The organism is Sneathiella aquimaris, from assembly GCF_026409565.1.
Lineage (GTDB): Bacteria > Pseudomonadota > Alphaproteobacteria > Sneathiellales > Sneathiellaceae > Sneathiella > Sneathiella aquimaris.
Window position 1 is genome coordinate 3,030,479 of sequence record NZ_CP112881.1, and the last position, 21,041, is coordinate 3,051,519.

General features: G+C 47.7%; 25 protein-coding genes and 1 other RNA gene. 19 read left to right on the top strand and 7 right to left on the bottom strand.

The features are described from left to right. Positions 1 to 43 precede the first annotated feature (43 nt). Positions 44 to 1,537, bottom strand: a complete 1,494-nt coding sequence (locus OIR97_RS14210) for a CoA-acylating methylmalonate-semialdehyde dehydrogenase (RefSeq protein ID WP_169542916.1) — start codon at positions 1,535 to 1,537, stop codon at positions 44 to 46. Between the two features lie 116 nt (positions 1,538 to 1,653). Here OIR97_RS14210 and OIR97_RS14215 point away from each other — a divergent pair, with 116 nt between their 5' ends. Further along, positions 1,654 to 2,553 carry a LysR family transcriptional regulator gene (locus OIR97_RS14215; RefSeq protein WP_169542917.1) on the top strand — a complete coding sequence of 300 codons (900 nt, stop codon included), beginning with the start codon at positions 1,654 to 1,656 and terminating at the stop codon, positions 2,551 to 2,553. An 85-nt stretch (positions 2,554 to 2,638) separates the two neighbouring features. Further along, positions 2,639 to 3,037 (top strand): DUF3775 domain-containing protein, encoded by a 399-nt coding sequence (locus OIR97_RS14220; protein WP_169542918.1) that lies wholly within the window; start codon positions 2,639 to 2,641, stop codon positions 3,035 to 3,037. An 11-nt stretch (positions 3,038 to 3,048) separates the two neighbouring features. Here the strand turns inward: OIR97_RS14220 and mobA are convergent, their stop codons facing one another. Together mobA and OIR97_RS14230 are read right to left on the bottom strand one after the other, a co-directional pair. Then, positions 3,049 to 3,657 carry a molybdenum cofactor guanylyltransferase MobA gene (mobA, locus tag OIR97_RS14225; protein ID WP_169542919.1) on the bottom strand — a complete coding sequence of 203 codons (609 nt, stop codon included), beginning with the start codon at positions 3,655 to 3,657 and terminating at the stop codon, positions 3,049 to 3,051. Continuing rightward, the gene (locus tag OIR97_RS14230) at positions 3,654 to 4,520 is read right to left on the bottom strand and encodes a formate dehydrogenase accessory sulfurtransferase FdhD (RefSeq protein ID WP_169542920.1); all 867 of its coding nucleotides are present in this window, start codon (positions 4,518 to 4,520) and stop codon (positions 3,654 to 3,656) included. The genes mobA and OIR97_RS14230 overlap by 4 nt, the downstream gene beginning before the upstream one ends. Before the next feature lie 109 nt (positions 4,521 to 4,629). On the opposite strand from OIR97_RS14230, the gene cysQ reads away from it, so the two are divergent. Continuing rightward, complete coding sequence (gene cysQ / locus OIR97_RS14235; protein WP_219821525.1) at positions 4,630 to 5,397, top strand: 3'(2'),5'-bisphosphate nucleotidase CysQ; 768 nt, start codon at positions 4,630 to 4,632, stop codon at positions 5,395 to 5,397. A 37-nt stretch (positions 5,398 to 5,434) separates the two neighbouring features. On the opposite strand, the gene OIR97_RS14240 is transcribed toward cysQ, so the two are convergent. Beyond that, a complete protein-coding gene (locus tag OIR97_RS14240) occupies positions 5,435 to 6,754 on the bottom strand; it encodes a dihydroorotase (protein WP_169542922.1) in 1,320 nt (439 codons plus the stop codon). 133 nt (positions 6,755 to 6,887) lie between these two features. On the opposite strand from OIR97_RS14240, the gene ygfZ reads away from it, so the two are divergent. The 4 genes from ygfZ to OIR97_RS14260 all read left to right on the top strand — a co-directional run bounded on the left by ygfZ (position 6,888) and on the right by OIR97_RS14260 (position 9,045). Further along, positions 6,888 to 7,787 (top strand): CAF17-like 4Fe-4S cluster assembly/insertion protein YgfZ, encoded by a 900-nt coding sequence (ygfZ, locus tag OIR97_RS14245; RefSeq protein ID WP_169542923.1) that lies wholly within the window; start codon positions 6,888 to 6,890, stop codon positions 7,785 to 7,787. A 76-nt stretch (positions 7,788 to 7,863) separates the two neighbouring features. Continuing rightward, complete coding sequence (locus OIR97_RS14250; RefSeq protein WP_169542924.1) at positions 7,864 to 8,463, top strand: DNA-3-methyladenine glycosylase I; 600 nt, start codon at positions 7,864 to 7,866, stop codon at positions 8,461 to 8,463. Between the two features lie 12 nt (positions 8,464 to 8,475). After that, entirely contained in the window at positions 8,476 to 8,664 is a 189-nt protein-coding gene (locus OIR97_RS14255) for a hypothetical protein (protein ID WP_169542925.1), read from the top strand. 39 nt (positions 8,665 to 8,703) lie between these two features. Further along, on the top strand, positions 8,704 to 9,045 hold the full coding sequence (locus OIR97_RS14260) for a DUF1491 family protein (RefSeq protein ID WP_169542926.1): 342 nt from the start codon (positions 8,704 to 8,706) through the stop codon (positions 9,043 to 9,045). On the opposite strand, the gene OIR97_RS14265 is transcribed toward OIR97_RS14260, so the two are convergent. Then, positions 9,042 to 10,640 carry a glycosyltransferase family protein gene (locus OIR97_RS14265; RefSeq protein WP_169542927.1) on the bottom strand — a complete coding sequence of 533 codons (1,599 nt, stop codon included), beginning with the start codon at positions 10,638 to 10,640 and terminating at the stop codon, positions 9,042 to 9,044. The genes OIR97_RS14260 and OIR97_RS14265 overlap by 4 nt on opposite strands. Positions 10,641 to 10,762: 122 nt before the next feature. Between OIR97_RS14265 and OIR97_RS14270 the strand changes: the two genes are divergently transcribed. The 8 genes from OIR97_RS14270 to OIR97_RS14305 all read left to right on the top strand — a co-directional run bounded on the left by OIR97_RS14270 (position 10,763) and on the right by OIR97_RS14305 (position 15,497). Then, complete coding sequence (locus OIR97_RS14270) at positions 10,763 to 11,557, top strand: thymidylate synthase (RefSeq protein ID WP_169542928.1); 795 nt, start codon at positions 10,763 to 10,765, stop codon at positions 11,555 to 11,557. 15 nt (positions 11,558 to 11,572) lie between these two features. Then, complete coding sequence (locus OIR97_RS14275; protein ID WP_181017824.1) at positions 11,573 to 12,088, top strand: dihydrofolate reductase; 516 nt, start codon at positions 11,573 to 11,575, stop codon at positions 12,086 to 12,088. 14 nt (positions 12,089 to 12,102) lie between these two features. Then, positions 12,103 to 12,432, top strand: a transfer-messenger RNA (tmRNA) gene (gene ssrA / locus OIR97_RS14280). Positions 12,433 to 12,471: 39 nt separating this feature from the next. Beyond that, positions 12,472 to 12,993 (top strand): SspB family protein, encoded by a 522-nt coding sequence (locus tag OIR97_RS14285; RefSeq protein ID WP_219821526.1) that lies wholly within the window; start codon positions 12,472 to 12,474, stop codon positions 12,991 to 12,993. Between the two features lie 86 nt (positions 12,994 to 13,079). Beyond that, the gene (locus tag OIR97_RS14290) at positions 13,080 to 14,693 is read left to right on the top strand and encodes a fumarate hydratase (RefSeq protein WP_169542929.1); all 1,614 of its coding nucleotides are present in this window, start codon (positions 13,080 to 13,082) and stop codon (positions 14,691 to 14,693) included. Beyond that, complete coding sequence (locus OIR97_RS14295) at positions 14,677 to 14,928, top strand: ribbon-helix-helix domain-containing protein (protein WP_219821527.1); 252 nt, start codon at positions 14,677 to 14,679, stop codon at positions 14,926 to 14,928. Before OIR97_RS14290 ends, OIR97_RS14295 begins: the two co-directional genes overlap by 17 nt. A gap of 87 nt (positions 14,929 to 15,015) precedes the next feature. Continuing rightward, the gene (locus OIR97_RS14300) at positions 15,016 to 15,210 is read left to right on the top strand and encodes a DUF4169 family protein (protein ID WP_169542930.1); all 195 of its coding nucleotides are present in this window, start codon (positions 15,016 to 15,018) and stop codon (positions 15,208 to 15,210) included. A gap of 128 nt (positions 15,211 to 15,338) precedes the next feature. After that, positions 15,339 to 15,497: a hypothetical protein gene (locus tag OIR97_RS14305; RefSeq protein WP_169542931.1), complete on the top strand. Its 159-nt coding sequence runs from the start codon at positions 15,339 to 15,341 to the stop codon at positions 15,495 to 15,497. A 71-nt stretch (positions 15,498 to 15,568) separates the two neighbouring features. Here the strand turns inward: OIR97_RS14305 and OIR97_RS14310 are convergent, their stop codons facing one another. Then, positions 15,569 to 17,197, bottom strand: a complete 1,629-nt coding sequence (locus OIR97_RS14310) for a 3-(methylthio)propionyl-CoA ligase (RefSeq protein WP_169542932.1) — start codon at positions 17,195 to 17,197, stop codon at positions 15,569 to 15,571. Between the two features lie 222 nt (positions 17,198 to 17,419). Here OIR97_RS14310 and OIR97_RS14315 point away from each other — a divergent pair, with 222 nt between their 5' ends. From OIR97_RS14315 to OIR97_RS14330, 4 genes are all read left to right on the top strand, one after another. Then, complete coding sequence (locus OIR97_RS14315; RefSeq protein ID WP_169542933.1) at positions 17,420 to 17,845, top strand: hypothetical protein; 426 nt, start codon at positions 17,420 to 17,422, stop codon at positions 17,843 to 17,845. Next, a complete protein-coding gene (locus OIR97_RS14320) occupies positions 17,832 to 18,743 on the top strand; it encodes a sterol desaturase family protein (RefSeq protein ID WP_169542934.1) in 912 nt (303 codons plus the stop codon). The genes OIR97_RS14315 and OIR97_RS14320 overlap by 14 nt, the downstream gene beginning before the upstream one ends. Before the next feature lie 35 nt (positions 18,744 to 18,778). Continuing rightward, the gene (locus tag OIR97_RS14325) at positions 18,779 to 19,447 is read left to right on the top strand and encodes an ureidoglycolate lyase (protein ID WP_219821528.1); all 669 of its coding nucleotides are present in this window, start codon (positions 18,779 to 18,781) and stop codon (positions 19,445 to 19,447) included. Between the two features lie 108 nt (positions 19,448 to 19,555). Then, entirely contained in the window at positions 19,556 to 20,077 is a 522-nt protein-coding gene (locus OIR97_RS14330; RefSeq protein ID WP_169542935.1) for a DUF1499 domain-containing protein, read from the top strand. On the opposite strand, the gene OIR97_RS14335 is transcribed toward OIR97_RS14330, so the two are convergent. Further along, positions 20,074 to 20,997, bottom strand: coding sequence for an alpha/beta hydrolase (locus OIR97_RS14335; RefSeq protein ID WP_169542936.1), 924 nt, complete (start codon positions 20,995 to 20,997; stop codon positions 20,074 to 20,076). The two genes, OIR97_RS14330 and OIR97_RS14335, sit on opposite strands and share 4 nt — an antisense overlap. Positions 20,998 to 21,041 lie beyond the last annotated feature (44 nt).

Below are 21,041 nucleotides of genomic sequence, written 5' to 3' on the forward strand. Positions count from 1 at the left end.
TTACGCCCCGGTCATCCGGAGCGTAAAGCATATCAACTGATGTTTATTTATGCGTCGGCATCACGAATTCTGCACCGGCTTTAATTGAATCCGGCCAGCGAGACGTTACAGTTTTAACTTTCGTGTAGAAACGAACACCTTCAGGGCCGTGCTGGTTATGATCGCCAAATGCAGACGCTTTCCAACCACCAAAGCTGTGGAATGCCAGCGGAACAGGAATAGGAACATTCACGCCGACCATACCAACTTCAACATTGTTCGAGAACGCACGAGCCGCGTCACCATTACGGGTGAAAATAGTCGTACCATTTCCAAATTCGTGCTTATCGATCATTTCGATACCGGCATTAAAATCAGGCGCCCGAACGACGGACAGTACTGGTCCAAAAATTTCTTCTTTATAGATGCGCATATCTGTCTGAACATTATCAAACAGGCAACCGCCCATATAGAAGCCATTTTCATAACCCTGCATAGAGAAATCACGGCCGTCGACCACAAGGTCGGCACCTTCTTCGATACCAAGATCGACATAACCCTTAACTTTGGCAAGATGTTCTGCGGTTACCAGTGGTCCCATATCGCCATCAGCGGCACTCGGTCCAACTTTCAATGCGCGCACGCGCGGGGCCAAACGTTCAACAAGCTGATCACCGGCATCACCGACAGCAACCGCGACAGAGATTGCCATACAACGTTCACCGGCAGAACCATAACCAGCACCAATCAACGCATCTGCGGCTTTATCCATATCAGCATCCGGCATGATCAGCATGTGGTTTTTAGCGCCACCCATTGCCTGAACGCGCTTGCCAGCGGCGGCTGCACGTGAGTAAACATACCGCGCAATAGGAGTGGACCCGACAAAGCTGATCGCCTTTACACGCTCATCGTCAAGCAACGTATCAACAGCGACTTTATCACCATGAATAACGTTCAGGACACCTTTTGGCGCGCCCGCTTCCAGCATCAGTTCAGCCAACCGTGTTGGCAGTGAAGGATCTTTTTCAGAAGGCTTCAGAACAAATGTGTTACCGCAGGCAATGGCCACAGCAAACATCCACATTGGAACCATAGCCGGGAAGTTAAAAGGTGTGATACCTGCAACAACGCCCAAAGGCTTGCGCATGGAGTACATGTCAATGCCAGAAGAAACATTATCAGAGAATTCGCCTTTTAGAAGATGCGGAATACCGCAGGCAAACTCAACGACTTCCAGCCCACGAATAATGGAGCCTTTCGCGTCGGAATGTACTTTACCGTGCTCAGAAGAAAGCAACGCTGCAAGGTCATCGATATTGGCTTCAACAAGTTCTTTAAACTTGAACATCACACGGGCGCGGGTAATCGGCGATGTTGCCGCCCAACCCGGGAATGCTTCCAGACTGTCCTGAATGGCATTGCCGACTTCTGCTTCTGTCGCCAGTGGTGTTTCCGCAGACTGTTCACCTGTGCTTGGATTATAAACCGGACTAAAACGCCCTGATGTACCGGCAACATGCTGTCCGCCGATATAATGCTTGATCTGTTCTGTCATTTGTTTCGCTCCCCGCGAGAGATTTCGATTCTTCGACTTTACATGGGTAAAAATGCAAAGTAATTAGATAAGATTGCACAAGCTATGTGCATATTTACACACTGAAGAGGGGCACCATGTTCGACTGGAATGACATACGATTTTTCCTCGAACTCTGCCGGAAAGGCCGCTTAACGGAAGTCGCAAAAGCCTTAAAGGTGGACCATACTACCGTCAGCCGCCGCATCCTGTCTTTAGAAAAACAATTAGATGCCAAATTGTTCGAAAGCACAACCCGCGGATATGTTTTGACACAAGCGGGTGAACGGTTGCTTCCACATGCCGAAGCAATGGAGAGTGCGTCTGCAACCATTCAGGATCATGTGGGCGGCGAAAACCGAAACCTTACAGGTGTGGTTAGACTTGGCGTTCCAGAAGGATTTGGCAGTCAGTTCTTATCCAAGGATATGCCTTCCTTTCAGGCCCTGCATCCGGAAATCGAGCTGGAATTTGTTGCCAATGATCGGTTTGTAAGTCTTTCCAAAAGGGAAGCCGACCTGTCCATCACCTTGGAACGGCCACGTTCAGGCCGGTTGATTTCAAAAAAACTGACCGATTACAGTCTTCGGCTTTATGCAAGCCGCGATTACTTAGCAAAACATCCCCCCATTAAGACGGTGGAAGATCTGAAGGATCACAACTTCATTTCCTATATAGACGAGCTGGTACCCGATCCACAGATGCTATACTTGAGCGAGTTTGTCGCAAGCCCCAATGTGACTTTGAAAAGCTCAAGCATCGTTTTTCAGTTTCAAGCGACTGTCGCCGGTGCCGGGATCAGTATCATGCACTGCTTCGTCGCAGACGAGCACCCCGATCTTGTGTGTTTGCTCCCTGAAGAGATAGAGGTGAATAGAACTTTTTGGCTGAACACACCGGAAGATATTCATGATCTGGCACGAATAAAGGCTGTAACGCAGTTCTTGACCGAACTTGTGGATCGCCAAAAGAAGAAACTCCTCGGCGTGCTCGAATAACAATCAGAATTAAGGCAGCTCTTGATAATAGTTTTAATTTAGATTTTTATGATATAGTTTTAATTTCAGATAGGAGGAACGCTGAATGCTTCAAATTGCTGTCGAAAAAGTCTGTGATCTGATTATCAACTCTTTAGCCTTGAATGCGACATTAGACTCAGGCGGCGATGATTTCAGTGAAATCCCTACGATTGATGAAACAATCGAATTTTCACCCCCAAAGGATGATCGATATCTCGATCTCAAACGGATTATAGATAAATTCAACGAAGAAGAACGGCAGCATCTGGTTGCTCTAGCCTGGCTTGGGCGCGGAACGTTCTCTCTTGATGAATGGGAGGATGCACTGGAAGAGGCGACTCAATTGGAAGATACTCATATTTCTGACTATCTGGTTCGAATGCCACAGTTGGGAGACTATCTCGAAGAAGGACTGGCTGAACTTGGCTATTCTTCTGAGGGGTTTGAAACTGGCATTCGTTGATTCCCAGCGCGTCAAGGCCCCAGCAGTTTTTCCGCTTCAGAAAAATCTTCTGGTTTATTAATATTATAAAACGGATCCCCTTCCTCTTCTTTCCAATACACTTTGCTAAGACTATACCGTTCCGCAAACACCAAAATCTTTCGAAGATCCTCTTTACAAATAGCTTTGCGCAAGGCCCCTGCCAATGAGAAGGGCCACAAAGCAACGACGGGATGAATGCGCCCTTTCGAATAGGCCATGACAATGGCGGGCGACGATGAAGAAAGACCCGCCTGCAAACGGGTGACCAGATTATCGGGAATAAACGGAGCATCAGCGGGAATGCTCAACATATGCGTCCCGGCATCCCCTTTTTCCAGAAAATACTCCAACCCTGTCAATATCCCGGCCAAGGGTCCCAAATGCCCCCCCAGACAATCAGGCACAACAGGGTAACGCATTTCGTCCAGATCAGAGTTGCTACTGATCAGAATATCGCCAACCTGCGGCTCAATTGTATCCAGAACATGATCCAGAATTGATCGCCCCCCAAGACGTTTCAGGAATTTGTCTCCCCCTCCCATCCGGCGCGACTGTCCACCCGCTAACACCAGGCAAGGAATTTTCGTAAACTCTGTCATAAGCTGGACTTTCTTTTATGTTTCTTTTCTTCATCCGGAACGAGATCCGGGTTTTCATCATACAGCAAACGTTCAGGGGCAGATAAACAGGTAAATCGTTTTCCTTTCGCGCGACCAATGAGCGTGAGATTAGCCTGACGGGCCAGATTAACGCCCCACGCCGTAAAGCCACTTCTGGAAATCAGAATCGGAATTTGCATTTGAACCGTCTTTATGACCATTTCCGACGTCAGCCGACCTGTCGTATAAAAAATCTTGTCCGGCGCCGAGATTTTGTGTTTCCACATGTAGCCTGCGATTTTATCAATTGCGTTATGACGCCCCACATCTTCCATATAAATCAGTGGTGTATCGCCGCAACATAAAACACACCCATGAATGGCCCCTGTTTCAAGATACAAAGACGGTTGCAGATTTATTTTTTTCGACAATTTATACAACCAGGATGTTTTAAGGGTGGCGTCAGGGGACAGAGAAATCTCGTCAAATTTTTCCATCAAATCGCCAAAAGCGGTGCCTTGAGCACATCCAGAAGTTTGTGTTTTCTTTTTGAGTTTTTCTTCAAAATCCGTTTGCCGGACAGTCCTGACAATCACAACGCCGAGATCGTCATCATAATCAACGCCTGTCACTTCGTCATCCGCTAGCAACATATTCTGGTTGATAAGATAGCCCAGCGCCAGATATTCAGGATAATCACCGATCGTCATCATGGTGACAATTTCCTGCTTGTTTAAAAACAGCGTCAGCGGTTTTTCCACAACAACCGGAATTTGGACGGGATTTCCCAGATGATCAAGGCCGCTGATCGTTTCACTCAAAGCGGGGTTTTTTGGATCTGGTGTCAGTTCAAACTGTTTCATATAGTCTAATCAATCCAAAGGCCGAAGGATCTGACAATCAACAGGTGACAGATCAACAGATATCGATATTGTGCAGCTTATCGCAATGCCTATGAATGCAGGAAGCCCAATGTTGAGTGATCGAAAAAAATTATGTGAAACCATCACTGATATTGCCCTGAAAGCCGGGGAAAAAATCCTGTCGATTTATAACGAGGATTTTGATGTCTCACTGAAAGGTGATCAGTCACCTGTCACTGAAGCTGATGTCGCGGCTGAAAAGATCATCATCGACGGATTGCTAAAAGCCACACCAGAAATTCCGATCCTCGCTGAAGAAAGCGTTGCAGGTGGCCATATTCCCGACTTGTCTGGTGGCACCTTCTGGCTGGTTGACCCTTTGGATGGGACAAAGGAATTTGTCCATAAACGCGGTGAGTTCACTGTAAATATCGCGTTGATCGAAAATGGTAGGCCGACGATGGGCGTCATTAATGTGCCTGCGAAAGACATTACATATTTTGCTTTCGCAGAAGGAGAAGCGTGGATGTTCAATGGCGCAGACACACCAACCCGGATTTCTGCTCGGACGGCGCCAGCCAACGGCCTGACAGTCGTCGCCAGCCGATCCCACCGCACGCCCGAAACAGACGCCTATATTGCCAAGTTCGAAGTTGCTGAACTCGTCTCTGCGGGATCCTCGTTAAAGCTATGCTTGCTTGCTGAAGGCAAAGCAGACCTTTACCCAAGGCTCGGCCGGACAATGGAGTGGGACATCGGTGCCGGCCAAGCGATTTTGGAAGCGGCGGGCGGATCCGTTGAAACGCTGGAAGGCGCTCCGCTGAGATATGGCAAAGACGGCTATGACAACCCTGATTTTGTAGCAAAAGGCAAATAAGAAGCCTGCGCCCTTAACAGGACCGCAGGCTAATCTATTAAAGCGTTTCCTGAAAGCGCACTGGTTGACCGGCTGACGATCCAAGCAATTGACCGTCGCGCATTACCTGCCGGCCCCGAATAATGGTCCCTACGGGCCATCCGGTAACGGTTTTTCCAGTAAACGGTGACCAGCCGCATTTTGAGGCAAGCCAGCTTTCTTCTATTTTCTGTTTTCGTTTTAAATCAACCAGCGTGATGTCCCCATCAAAGCCGAGGGAAAGCCTGCCCTTTCCGGCGATACCATACACGCGGGCTGGCCCCGCCGACGTAAGGTCCATCAGATGCTGCAAGGACAGTTTGCCGTTGTTACAGTGATCGAGCATCAGAGGAAACAAAGTCTGCACCCCAGGCATACCAGACGGCGACTGAGGATAAGGTTTTGCTTTTTCCTCTTTGGTATGCGGAGCGTGATCCGATCCAATGACATCCACGACACCTTTTTGCAAGGCTTCCCAGAGGCCTAACCTGTGTGTCTCTTCCCGAATTGGTGGGTTCATCTGCGCATAACTTCCCAATTCTTCATAACAATCCGGGGCCTGCAAAGTCAGATGCTGCGGGGTCACTTCAACGGTTGCGACATCCTTGTATTTGGCAAGCAGTGCCATTTCTTCTTTCGTTGTAATATGCAGAACGTGGATTCTGCGACCGGTTTCACGGGCAATCCGCAAAACCCGCTCTGTCGCCAGCCTTGCACATTCCACATCACGCCATACCGGGTGATTGACGGGCGTATCGACCGCAAGATGCTGGCGTGCCAGCAACCGGGGCTCATCCTCCGCATGAATTGCCACGCGGCGAACACCATTTTCAAGGACTTTGCGAATATCTTCATCCCGGTCAACCAGAAGGCTTCCTGTAGAGGATCCCATAAACAACTTAACACCAGCAACGCCTTCCTGACGTTCCAGCGACGGTAGATTTGGAACATTTTCTGCGGCTGCACCGATGAAGAATGCAAAATCAGTCCACGCCTTTTCCCGGCCGCGTCTTACTTTGTCGGCCATATCCTGGGCTGTCAACGTCAAGGGTTTGGTGTTTGGCATTTCAAAAATTGCGGTAACACCGCCCATGGCTGCAGCGGCCGTACCGGTCGCCAGATCTTCTTTATGCTCCAATCCTGGCTCGCGAAAATGAACCTGACTATCAATAACACCTGGAAACACATGCAGTCCGGATGCATCTACTTCCTCGCTGGCCGACCAGTTGGATAAAGATCCGATTGCAACGATTTTCTCGTTTTCAATCGCAATATCTGCTTGTTCAATTCCGCGAGCAGAGACAACGGTTCCGTTTTTGATCAATAGATCGGCACGCATGTGTTTAGCCTTTCAATTTAGAATGCCCTTTATTACCCCCACCGTCACAAAATGCCAACCCCCCAGCCCTTGCATACTGAATAAGGGATGGTAGGATACCCACGCCCTGCATTTCAAAAAAAGAAGCTGTATTATGTCTGTCGCATCCATTGCAAAACTTGAAAACCGTTGCCTGTTGTCTCTCGCTGGAGAGGACGCTTTTGCGTTTCTGCAAAACCTTGTGACCAATGATCTAACGCTTTTGGAAAAAGCACAGGCTATTTATTCAGCGCTCCTAACACCGCAGGGTAAATTCCTGCACGATTTTATCATCAGCAAGAAAGAAGATGCCCTTTATCTGGATTGCCCGGCAAGCCGCAAAGATGATTTAATCAAACGGCTGACGATGTATAAACTTCGGGCAAAGGTCGACATTCAGGATGTCACGGCTGACTTTCACCTTTATGCACTATTTGGAGATACTGCACAGGCTTTGGCAACATCCTACCATGATCACCAGGGCGCACAGGAGGATAAGAGCAGCCTCCTTTTTGCGGATCCCCGGCTACAGCAACTGGGCTATCGTTTCTATTGCCCGGTCACAGCGGCACAACCCGACTTTTTTTCAAGCGCCGCGCTTGTCCCCTTTGACGACTATACGAAATTCAGATTGGCCCTTGGTGTGCCTGAGGGCGGCAGCGACATCGAACCTGAGAAAAATTTCCTGTTGGAAATTAACTTTGAAGAGCTAAACGGGGTCAGCTTCTCAAAAGGGTGTTATGTGGGACAGGAACTGACAGCCAGAACCAAGCACAGAGCAAAAATTCGCAAGCGCCTGTTTCAGTTTACAAGCGATGAGAATATTTCTGTCGGCGACGTTTTCAAAGTGGACGGTAAGGAAGCCGCCACTGTTTTATCCTTCACCGCCCCCTTTGGTCTTGCCCTTACACGACTGGATGCGTGGGAAAAAATTGAACAAGGTGCCCCCGTTAGCCCGGAGAATATTGCAATTAGCAAGCCGGCTTATGTTCATCTGCCGGAACATTCTGAGTAAATATTGTTTGCGAAACACAAAAATTAACGATAATTATTTGCTGAGAACAAAAAAAGAACATGAGGATTAATCCGTAATGCTTGGCGATGTAAACGTAGATGCGAACGGAATTCGGCGCTGTAAATGGTGTGGGGATGACCCACTTTACCAAGCCTATCACGACACCGAATGGGGCGTCCCGGTATGGGATAGCCGTGCTCTTTTTGAAAAACTCATTCTGGATGGTTTTCAGGCCGGTCTATCCTGGATCACCATTTTAAAGAAACGGGACAATTTCATTGCTGCCTTCGATGGATTTAATCCCGAAATCATCGCCCGCTACACGCCGGAAAAAATTGAAAGCCTGATGCAGGACAAGGGCATTGTAAGAAACAAGGCCAAGATTCTGGGAACAATCACAGGGGCGCAGCTTTTTCTGGAGATAGAAGAAAAAGAAGACGGTTTTTCAAACCTCCTTTGGAATTACCTTGATGGTGTTCCCCTCCAAAACAGCTGGACCAATATGGCAGAGGTGCCGGCTCAGACCGCGCTTAGCCAGCGCATTTCAAAAGATCTTAAGAAACGTGGGTTCAAATTTGTCGGACCGACAATCGTGTATGCCTTTATGCAGGCAGTGGGAATGATAAACGACCATCAGGTTGATTGCTTTCGCCATACCGAAGTCAAACCAGAGTAGAGGAGAGTTTTAATGAGCCGTCATGAACGCTTGTCTTTTACACTTTGCCAGCACTACCAGAATAAATACGGACCGGATGTTTTGGAAAGGCTGGAACAGGACGCTTCGTTTTGCGAAACTCAAAATGATCTGAGACGGCGAAATTTGTTGCTTCGGGTACGCGACCAGATCCTGCTTGAGGAAGCAACCATTTCCCCGTAGGGTCTGCCGGATTTACAGAATGATCGGACAGGAGATCTTATGGAACCGCGACTGAAAGCTGAGATTTGGATAAAAGCGCATATTCGTAAATGCAGTTTTCTAAACATCCCTGTTTTTGTGACCAGACGCGGAGATGAAACAGCTGGATCCGCGCTCATAAAAGTAAATCGACTGAACAATCAATGTATGGTCTTAACCCCAACAACCAACTTTGAAGATGGCTCTCGCAAATGGCTACAGGGAACCGGTGCCAACTGGGTCGATGAAGAAACCGCCGATCGCTATATTGAAAAACAAATCAATTTCGACAGGGATTTATGGGTTTTGGAAATTGAAGATACCGAGGGCCGTCACTTTCTGGATGAAAAAGTAGAAAGTTAGCGGGCAAAATGGGTTAAACGCTCGGCTAACGCATCGTCCAGCTTTTCAATGTCTTTTAACAAACCCCGATACCAGTTTTCACGCTCGGTCAGATGCAGGGAAAGCAGTCTGTTCTTCCGCACATACTGCACGCCGTTTTTCTGAAGTCTCTGCCGTTTTTCAGTATTGTTTAATAGCTCCGCGACAGCCTCCCCAAACGCCTCGTCCTGATGACAGATGATCGAAAATTCACCCTCTGGGTCACATGCAGGATAGACCACTGCACTTGCGATTGGCACCGCGCCATGCCCCGCAGCTTCGACAAATTTCAAGTCAGACTTCATCCGGTTAAAGGTCGTGTCCTGCAAGGGAATGAGCACAATATCCGCCTGTCTTAAATGAGACTTGTAAAGATCATAATGACAAAGTGGTGTGAACGTCTTCTGATCTGTCTCCAGAGCTTCATAAAACTCTCTGTCCATCACAACATCGACCCAATAGGATGCCTTCGCCTCTGATAGTGCCTTGTTAAGCGATGGCATGATTGGCCGCCAATCATCCCCGCGGTTGATCGCACCAAAGAACAGCCGAACCGGCGCTTCACTGGACTTCTGGTGTTCAGAAGGTAACCGATCCAATTGGTTTGCAAATATCTTAACAGTCGGATTAAACTCTCGAAAATACTTGGCGAGTTCGGGCGTGGTTGTCTGAACAGCATGCACTCCCCGAAACGAGAGATATCCATTTTTTTCGATTTCCGGCCACAGAGAAGGGTAATCGTCAAATTCAGTTATGATAAGATACCCCGCTTCGCGCATCTTTTGTATCTCAGCCAATGCAGGCTCGATTTTCAAAATGGGCCGGTGGAGAAGAATGATTTTATCAACATTCGCTGGTTGCGGCTTCAAAACAACCTGCCTAGACGCATGACAAGTCACCCCCGGCAATGACGCCATCGCGCGCAGCGGCTCATTTATACGGACATCGTTGACCCCGCCCACAGGTTTGAGAACCTTCGCCTGAATTTGCAAGCGGGAAACAGGGTTTGGTGTAAGGCGATATAAAAAAAACGGAGCACAAAGCAGTTTTTTCATCTGAGGGGAAAGCCCGCTCTGGATCGCATAACCATCCATCCACGCTCCAAATTCCTGGACCGAGCTGCGCGATATCCGGGTCTGGTCAACAAAAAAACCACTGTCCCCCAACCCATCCAAAATGTTCTTTTTCGTATGGGCCCATTGTTTTTCAAGGGCGGTCGATTCCCATTTTTGGCCCGGCAGCAATTTGAAAAACAGAGGGTTTTTTATTTCCAGAATACAGACGCCTGATCCTGAAATAACAGTTTTTGCATGCTTCAATATACCCTTTAAACTCTGTGTTTGTGCCGAGCAGCCGAGGAAAAGAAGGCTTTCGAAGGAGTGAGTAGGATCGTCATTCAAGGCCGCCGGGTCAGGTGTACATGTCACGTTACCAACTGGGTTGATCGACCTGTATTCCTGTGCGAGCAGTTCTGCTCCCGTGCCGACAATCCCTACAGATAAGGCGTTATGAGGCAAAAACCTTAAACAGTTTTCCGCACGGGCTGTTGCTTTGACGCCTTGCTTCTGCAAATTCATTAATTGTGAAATTTCCCTACTTTTTCTGAATAAACGATATTATGCACTGTCAGAGAAGTCGCAAGTATTCTATCTTGCTTGCGAGTAAAATTTTGACCGAAAACTTCAAGCACAGAAGAATTATGCAACAGTATCTGGACCTTCTTAAAACCGTAAAAGAAACTGGAACCTACAAATCCGATAGGACCGGTGTCGGTACCTATAGTATTTTTGGTCACCAAATGCGCTTTGATCTGAGTGAAACATTCCCTTTGCTGACGACCAAGCGGCTGCATTTAAAATCAATCATCCACGAATTACTTTGGTTTTTAGCAGGCGATACCAACATAAAGTATCTGAACGATAATGGTGTTCGCATCTGGAATGAATGGGCCGATGAAAATGGGGACCTAGGGCCCGTTTACGGATCACAGTGGCGATCCTGGCCCGGACCAAACGGGACGACGATTGACCAGATAAGCAACCTGTTAGTGCAACTTCAAACCAACCCTGATTCCCGGCGCCATATTGTGTCCGCCTGGAACCCGGCAGAAGTTGAAAACATGGCATTGCCGCCCTGTCATTGCCTGTTTCAATTTTACGTGGCCGACGGAAAACTCTCTTGCCAGCTTTATCAGCGCAGTGCAGATGTCTTTTTGGGGGTGCCCTTCAATATTGCATCTTACGCATTGCTCACACGCATGATTGCACAGGTTTGTGGATTAAAGGCTGGTGAATTTGTTCACAGTTTTGGCGACACCCACCTCTATGCCAACCACGTTGATCAAGCAGAACAGCAACTATCGAGGAAACCCGGTCCCCTTCCAACGTTGCATATCAATCCGGACGTGAAAGATCTGTTTTCGTTCACATTCGACGATTTTGAAGTGCGTGATTATATTGCAGAGCCGAACATTCCGGCGCCAATCGCGGTTTAACAGCAGGGTATCCCGATGATTATTAGTGCTGTTCTGGCAGTTTCGGAAAACAACGTAATCGGATCTGACAATTCCCTTCCGTGGCGTCTATCCAATGATCTTAAATGGTTCAAAAGCAAGACACTTGGAAAGCCAATGATCATGGGCCGTAAAACATTTGAATCGCTTCCCGGTCTTCTTCCCGGAAGAACCAGCATTATCCTGACCCGTGACACCGATTATTCAGTGGACGGCGCTATTGTTGCCCATGACATGGATCAAGCCCTCACACTTGCCGAACAAGATGCAAAGAAAAAGGGGGGGGATGAGATCACAATCGTTGGTGGCGGTGAAATTTACAAACTTTTTGCCGACAGGATCGACCGCTACTATCTGACGCTCGTCCATACAAACATAACCGGCGACACTTACTTTTCTCCCTTAAACGAACAGGATTGGCAAACGATCTTTTCTGAATTTCATGTAAAGTCAGAAAAAAATGATCACGACCATACGTTTTTCATAAAAGAGCGCCGTTTACAGCCCATTTGAAATTTCCAAACTGCCCCCTTTCAATCTGTCGAGCAAGTATCTATATTACGCTTGTTGGGTAACCAACTATGGCGATAAACGTTGCGTGGAATAAACGTTGCGGACCCGGGGGCGGTACCCGGCGCCTCCACCAGAAAAACAGGGGAAAAAAGTTCTGTTTTTCTGCTGGGGGCGAAATAGGTTCGACGCGCGCAGTAAAGATGTAATTTTCGCTCGGCATGATACCACCGTTACCGGGGTCAATTTTACAAATGCTAACGATAACAACGAAGCATTTGCCGTAGCCGCCTAACAGCCGCTACACGGGGTTCGGAGGGGCACCTGGCAACAGAAGCCCCTCCACTTGATTGAGAAGAACATACCGCAACTGCGCCGAAACGCAGGTGACACGAGAAAGCTGGAGTAAGGTTGGCGTGATGGACGGCGAAATAAATTATAATCAACTGGTTGAAAAAGCGCTGATGGAAGTTGTCAGGGAATCCCTTCGCTGTGCAGCCAAGGACGGACTGGTTGGTCAACAACATTTTTACATTACCTTCAAAACAAATTATCCCGGTATTAACCTGCCCGCACATTTACAGGAACGATATCAGGACGAAATGACAATTGTTCTTCAGCACCAATTCTGGAACCTGACCGTTGAACAGAATAAATTCAGTCTTGAATTAAGCTTCAACCATCAGAGGGAACTCCTTGAAATTCCGTTTGACGCAGTAACAGCGTTTGCCGATCCGTCTGTACAATTCGGCCTGCAGTTTAACCTAGGGCCTGATGACACCCTTGAGACTGCGGACGCAACAGCGACACAGAATGATGAGGCGCTAGAAGATGTGTCTGCAAGTGACGAAAAAGAAGAACCAAAAGCGGGTGAAGTGATCACTCTGGACGCCTTTCGTAAAAAATAACAAAAGACGTTGAAGGCCATTTGTCGTTTTCAACTGCTTGCGAAACCCAATTAATTTCCAAAACAGTTACGCCAGGATGAAAAGAGATGCCAGAATTTCAATATCAGGAAATGTTCCAGCTCGGTGAAAGTGCGACTCCTTACCGCAAACTCACGGATGACTTCGTTTCCACAATCGATGTGGACGGCAAGCAAGTTCTCAAGATCGAGCCTGAAGCACTTGAACTTCTATGCGCCGAGGCAATCCGGGATTCTTCTCATCTTCTTCGTCCTGCTCATCTGGCCCAGCTTGCCAGCATTCTGGAAGATGACGAAGCGTCCGAAAATGATAAATTTGTCGCCACAGAATTACTGAAAAATGCCAACATCGCAGCGGGAATGGTTCTGCCCAGTTGTCAGGATACAGGCACAGCGGTCATAATGGGCAAAAAAGGCCAGTATGTCTGGACCAGTGGCAATGACAAAGAAGCATTGTCAAAAGGCGTCTTCAAAACCTTTACCGAGACAAACCTTCGCTACTCTCAGCTTGCCCCGATCAGCATGTTTGACGAAAAAAATACCGGAACAAACCTTCCGGCACAGATCGATATTTACTCGACAGACAGCGATATTTATGAATTTTTGTTCATTGTTAAGGGCGGCGGATCTGCCAACAAGTCATTCCTCCATCAAGCCGTCCCAAGCGTTCTGTCCCCAGATCGGCTGCTCCCATTTATTGAAGAGAAAATAACTGAATTGGGAACCGCGGCCTGTCCGCCCTACCACTTGGCCATTGTAATCGGCGGCACCTCTGCCGAAGATACAATGAAGACCGTGAAACTTGCCTCGACCAAATATTATGACGAGCTTCCAACCACAGGAAACGAACTCGGCCGCGCCTATCGAGATGTCGAGATGGAAGCTGCTATCCACAAGATTTCCCAGAATATTGGTATTGGCGCTCAGTTTGGCGGAAAATACTTCTGCCATGATGTGCGGGTCATTCGCATGCCGCGTCATGGTGCAAGTGTCCCGATTGGAATTGGTGTTTCCTGTTCCGCAGACCGTCAGGTTAAAGGCAAGATTACTAAAGAAGGTGTTTTTCTTGAACAGCTGGAAACAGACCCGGCCAAATACCTGCCAGAGATCTCAAGCCAGCACTTGAACGAAAATGTTGTAAAAATAGACCTTAACCAACCGATGGATGAACTGCTGAAAACACTCAGCCAGCATCCTATCCGTACTCGCCTAAGTTTGACCGGTACGATTATCGTTGCACGCGATCTTGCACACCGGAAACTTCGGGAGAGATTGGAAGCCGGTGAAGATCTGCCACAGTATTTTAAAGACCACATCATTTATTATGCAGGTCCTGCCAAAACGCCTAAAGGATATGCCTCCGGATCGTTTGGGCCAACAACCGCCGGTCGGATGGACGGGTATGTAGATCAGTTTATGTCCCATGGCGGCAGCATGATCATGCTGGCAAAAGGAAACAGAAGCAAAATGGTCGTTGATGCCTGCGCCAAACATGGTGGCTTCTATTTGGGCTCAATTGGTGGCCCAGCGGCCATTCTTGCGCAGAACAATATCAAAAAGGTTGAAGTTCAGGAATTTGAAGAACTTGGCATGGAAGCCATCTGGCGCATCGAAATCGAAGACTTTCCAGCCTTTATCGTAACCGATGACAAAGGCAACGACTTCTTTGCCCGAAAAAAATAAAGACAGCCAGCCTGATATGCCCGACGAAATCATCAAAAGATCAGTCAGCATATCAGGCCATCGCACCAGCATTTCTGTCGAAAAAGAATTCTGGGATTTGTTCTGCCAGATGGCAGAAGATCAATCAATCAGCATAAACACTCTGATTAGTCGTCTGGATGAGGAACGATCGGGGAACCTCTCCAGCGCCGTGAGGCTATATGTTTTGCGCAAACTCCTTGAAATGTCCGAATAATGTGACCTATTTGTGGCTTAGCTTGCATTTACCTAAAAAAATTCTAATGTTGAATGAGGGGTCGTTTCACACAAGGGTCAAATCGTAATGGGTGATGTTGTTAATCTGAATAAATTCAGAAAACAGAAAGCAAAAAAAGAGGAGGAAAAAGTCGCCTCTTCCAACAGGGTGCTCTTTGGGCGAACCAAGCATTCAAAAGAAATCGATAAAAAGAAGCAGGAAGCTTCCCGCAAAAAACTGGATGACCTGAAAATAGACCCGACAGAAACCGATAAATCTTAACGCGCCCAAAAACCCGGCGATTTAAAGTCTGTGCCAGCCTCATATTTTCTAAACAAAATGTTCATAAAAGCGTCGCATTCCATGTGTACTTGAGAGCCATCGAATTTAGATGGCAAAGGAGCCACACGATGAAAAGCGATGGTCACATACATTTAGAACCCAAAATAGATGAGATATTTTCCGACCCTATTTTTCTCGCCGTTTTGAAGAGAGATGGCCTGACAATCGATGATGTTGTTCAGGTTATCGAAACCTATAAACAGAACAGGTGTGGCAAACCGAATTAACTACGCTTCCAAATTAGACACAAAAAAGCACGGCCAAACAGCCGTGCTTTTTTGTTACGAAACACCAACGACTAAGCGGTTGGAAGCTTGTAGTCTTTGAAATCTTCGCGCAGCTTCGTTTTCAATAACTTACCTGTTGCTGTGTGCGGCAGTTCGTCAACAAACACAACATCATCAGGCAACTGCCATTTTGCCAGTGTATTTTCCAGATGATGGATAACATCCTCACGGGTGACAGAATGTCCACTTTCCTTCACTGCAATAACCAACGGGCGCTCGTCCCATTTCGGATGGGGCACAGCAATTACGGCGGCTTCGACAATACCAGGACAACCAACTGCTTCGTTTTCGACATCAATGGATGAAATCCACTCACCACCTGACTTGATCACGTCTTTGGATCGGTCTGTGATCTGCATATAGCCATCAGGGTCCAAAGTGGCAACATCGCCTGTATCGAACCACATATCCTCATCAATGACATTACCGCCCTCACCCCGGAAATACCCGCTTGTGATCCAAGGACCGCGAACCAATAACCGGCCGAACGCGACGCCGTCACGCGGTTGCTCAACCCCTTCATCATCGACAATTTTCAGATCAACACCAAAAACGGCGCGCCCCTGCTTGAGGCGAATGTCAATTTTCTTGTCTTCCGGTAAATCTTCATGCTTCTTGAGAAGGTTGCCCGTTGTACCCAGCGGACTCATCTCTGTCATGCCCCATGCATGAACAACATTAACCCCATAATCATTGACAAAAGTTTCAATCATGGAACGTGGTGCTGCCGATCCGCCGATGACCGTCCGGTTCATGGATGAGAACTTCAGATTATTTTCTTTTACATGACCCAACAGCATCAACCAAACGGTTGGAACACCTGCTGAGAGGGTGACATTTTCAGCTTCCATTAGTTCATAAATAGAGGCACCGTCCATGGCGGCGCCAGGCATTACCATTTTCGCACCAGACATGGCCGCAGCATAAGGAATACCCCATGCATTGGCGTGGAACATCGGGACAACCGGCAAAATGCTGTCCTGATTGCAGATACCCAACCCATCATTGGTGCAAACACAGAAACTATGCAGAACTGTTGATCTGTTGGAATATAAGACACCTTTCGGATTACCGGTTGTTCCTGAGGTATAGCACAAGCTGGAAGCGGTATTTTCATCGAAAACGGGCCATTCATATTCCCCATCTTCCGCTTCCACCAATGTCTCGTAACAAAGCAGGTTATCCAGCTTGCTCTGGGGCATATGGGCTTCGTCCGTCATGACAATAAAGCCTTTTACATTCGGCAGATGCTCTGCAACGGCTTCTATCAATGGCACAAAGGTCAGATCGACGAAGATAAATTTGTCTTCTGCATGATTGACAATATAGGCAATCTGCTCTGGAAAAAGGCGAGGATTAATCGTATGGCAAACAGATCCCATGCCCGAAACACCAAAGTAGATTTCGACATGGCGATAACCGTTCCAGGCCAACGTTCCAATACGATCACCTGTTTCGACGCCAAGCTTTGCAAGCGCCTGAGCGAGCTTCTTTGCTCGAAGATTTACTTCACGGTAATTGGTCCGGTGAATAGGACCTTCTACAGATCGTGAAACGATCTCAACATCTCCGTGATAAATTCCGGCATATTCAATTAGCGAGGATATCAGCAATGGCCGATCTTGGATAAGACCCAACATAGTTTGTTCCCATATCAGTTTATTGGTTTTTGGTTACACGCAACATAGGCAAACTGCCAAGATTGGTAAAGAGTAATCGCACAGAAAACGGCGATATTGCAGCAATATGGGCATGCCCCTACGTCAGGCGGGCAAACCAATCGGTTTCACTAAATACTAGTTGTCTCTGGCCCATAAAATTGGTGATAATACAACATGACAACATTCTTATAGGCGGGCTTTATGCAGATTGAACCCTATATTCTGATTCCGGCGGCCGCTCTGGCGGTCCTAATTATGATCGGTTTGATCCGCCTTATTTCGGGTTCCAAAAACTTATTGCTCAGTGAAAAAGCAATCAGGACCCATTTACGGTTTGAACAACCGGATCTCGAGATCCAATCCATTTTAGTGAGCACGGACAAACACGCCGCCCTTGTCGTCCCCGTTCAGGATAAGACCCTCCGTTTGGTCAGAAGCTTTGGCAATAAAATTGTAATGCAAATGGTCGAACGTGATGGCCTGCACCTTACTGCAGCCTCCCCCACCACAACCCTCATCGACCGACAGGACTGGGGGCATCCGGCGCTCAAACTCTCATTTGAGGAGAAAACCATACAGTCTCTTAAAAAGTTGCTTTTGGAGGAACAAAGCCATGTCTCTCCCTGATCCGGTTACCTTTGCTATTCCCGCGTTCGTTCTGCTTATTATCATCGAAGTAATTTTGGGACGTTTTTTCCCTCGCAAGTCAAATTATGAGACCCGAGACAGTGCCGCCTCTCTTGCAATGGGACTTGGTAATTTCGCAATTGGACTGATTAATCTTGGTATCGTCGCCAGCGTTTCGCATTGGGTCTATCAATATCGTTTCTTCGATATCGGGTATCACTGGTATGCCTTCGTTCTGATCTTTTTCGCTGAGGATTTCTGCTATTACTGGTTTCATCGGCTCAGTCACGAGCACCGTATTTGGTGGGCAGCTCATATCAACCATCATTCTTCACAATATTATAACCTGAGCACAGCCCTCCGCCAAACCTGGACCGGCGGTCTGGCTGGCACCTGGGTGCCTTGGCTTTTACTCTCTATTTTAGGCTTCCCCACGGCGCTTATTGCCTTTCAGCAAGGTATTAATCTTGTTTATCAATTCTGGATCCATACTGAATGCATTCAAAAGATGTGGCGCCCTTTTGAATATATCTTCAATACGCCATCGCATCACCGTGTCCATCACGCGATCAACCCGCAATATCTGGATGCCAACTACGCGGGAACCCTGATTATCTGGGACAGAATGTTTGGCACATTTGTACCTGAAGATAACGCCGAGCCTTGCCGATACGGTATCGTCAAACAGATTGCCAGTTTCAATCCGATTGTTATTGCGCTGCATGAATGGGCAGGTCTCTTCAAAGACATTCTTTCTGCACGGAGTCTGAAATCATTTTGGATGTATATTTTTGGCCCGCCTGGATGGAGCCCCGACGGATCCCGCCTAACATCAAAACAAATCAAGGAAAAAGACGCTGCATTTAAAATAAAAAGGGCCGGAACACGCGCCACCTAATCGATGAACGAAGACAATCAAGTCAGGCTGATCTGATGGAAAGAAACACAATGCATAGTGCTCCTACCTACTTATTTGACGCTCAGGAAAAACCATCCCTCCCCTTGTGTGATGTCCCTTTGGTCCGCGCAACAGAAAAAACTGTCCGTGGTTACGGTATGCTTGTCGATAGCCCTGACGATCTAGACATCGAAATCGTCCGTTGGCCGGCGCAGGGCTGGCGTCCTGTCGACCCTGATACAGGAGACGAAGGAGGATTTGTCGAAGGGGTTTTTTCCGGGCGTTGGGAAGGCGATGTTCTGATGGGGCGCAATGACGCCGTTTCTGGTGAATATGTTCTCGGTTGGGCCTGTGACCCGCAGCAGGCCTCGAATGAGGCACCAACGGTTGCGCGAAATCAGGTTCTTCTTTGGCATATGAATTACCACCCGGATGGCGGCCAGCTTTTCTTTCCATTGAGCAACCAGCCTTTTGTTGTTCCCCTCGCACTTCCGGGGGACGATATCAGCCCTGACAAAGTTGTGGCTTTCTGGTGTGATGGCTCGCAAGGCTTATATATTCACCCGAATATCTGGCATGAAGGCATCTTCCCCATCGAAACTGAACAACGTTTTCTGGACAGGCAAGGTCGGGTCCATGCTCGGGTTTCCTGTGATTTTGGAAAAGAGTTTGGCGTATATCTGAACGTTCCCCTCTTCCTTTAGTAAATCACGTTTTACAGCAAACAATTCTGGTTCGCGAATACGGTGCTCTGTGTTACAAGAAGATTACAAATCAGTTTCGAGAACCGGAAGCATTGGAAACAAAGCTGTATGATTAAAAAAATCCTGAAAGTAATCCTATGGTGCATTGTCACATTGGGTGCCTTCAGCATTCCGATTTTCTTTACACCGTTGGGCGAGATTCCACTGACGGCGCTGCTCCGTGTTGGCGATGTTGAGCCCACTAATTTCGAAACGCTTCAACTATCTGAAAACCCCAATCAGTTTCTGATCTGCCCCCCCTCTGCCTGTATCGCACAAGAGCAACAAACCAGTCCGGTTTTTAACGTCCCGCTTGAGGAACTCAAGCGAAACTGGGCAGCAATGCTGAAAGAGCAAAAACGGATCGAGAAACTTACAAAACTGGGGACCAACAACCAGCAGGACCTGGTGCAGAGAACCCGCCTTGTCCGATATCCCGATATCGTATCCGTTAAGTTTTATGCGCTTGGCAACGGGAAAAGCAGCCTCGCAATATACAGCCGTTCCGTTTATGGCCGTTCGGATTTCGACGCGAACAAAATACGGATCGAAACGTGGATCAAACGCCTGAAAGAAATGACACGCCGCTAATTTTGCACCGTTTTCTCAATCCAAGTCAGTAAATCTTTCATGACCTCATCCCGATTGGTCTCGTTCAAGATTTCGTGCCGCCCCCCGACATAGAACCGATGCTCGATATTCTTGAAGCCATTTTTTTGATAGGCTTTAAGCAGTCTCTCGACCCCTTTAGTTTTCTCACCCACCGGATCTTCAGTTCCAGAAAAAACGTAAATCGGCATTTCTTTGTCCATTTGCGACATGGCCTGATCCGACCCAATACGGGTCAAAGCATCCAGAAGGCCGATCCATGTCGCAATGGAACAATCAAACCCGCATAAAGGGTCTTCGACATACATATCGACTTCCAGTTCGTCACGGCTGAGCCAGTCGAATTCTGTTCGGTTGGGTGCAAACGCTTTGTTGAAAGCCTTAAACGACATGTTGGCAAGTAACGTACTGTGTCCTTCATTGCCATTGCGCAACTTTTCAATGCGAGACACAAGCTGCGCAAGCTTTCCTAAACCGCCTGGGGGACCGTTCGTCGCACTTAACGCGGCTCCGGCGATTGTATCCCCATAGCGCGCCATATAGTCCTGTACCATAAAAGACCCCATGGAATGCCCCATAAGGATGACCTTCTTATTAGCATGGCGCCGCCTGATCTCTTCATTGATCAGAGATAAATCATCCACCGCCAAACGCCATCCTCCTTTATCCGCCATATGCCCGGGCACTTGACCCTCAGGGATTGTCAATCCGTGGCCGCGATGATCATTTGCATATACCGCATAGCCTGCGCCATTTAAAAATTCAGCGAGACGCTGGTATCGCGCCCCATGCTCTGCCATGCCATGTGCGATCTGAACAATGGCCTTGGCCTCACCTTCGGGCAACCATTCGTGGACATGAAGCGACAAACCATCCGCTGACGTAAGTTTAAGAGCACCCATCAAAATTCCCCTCTTTTTTCACTATTTACACATGTTCTGATTTT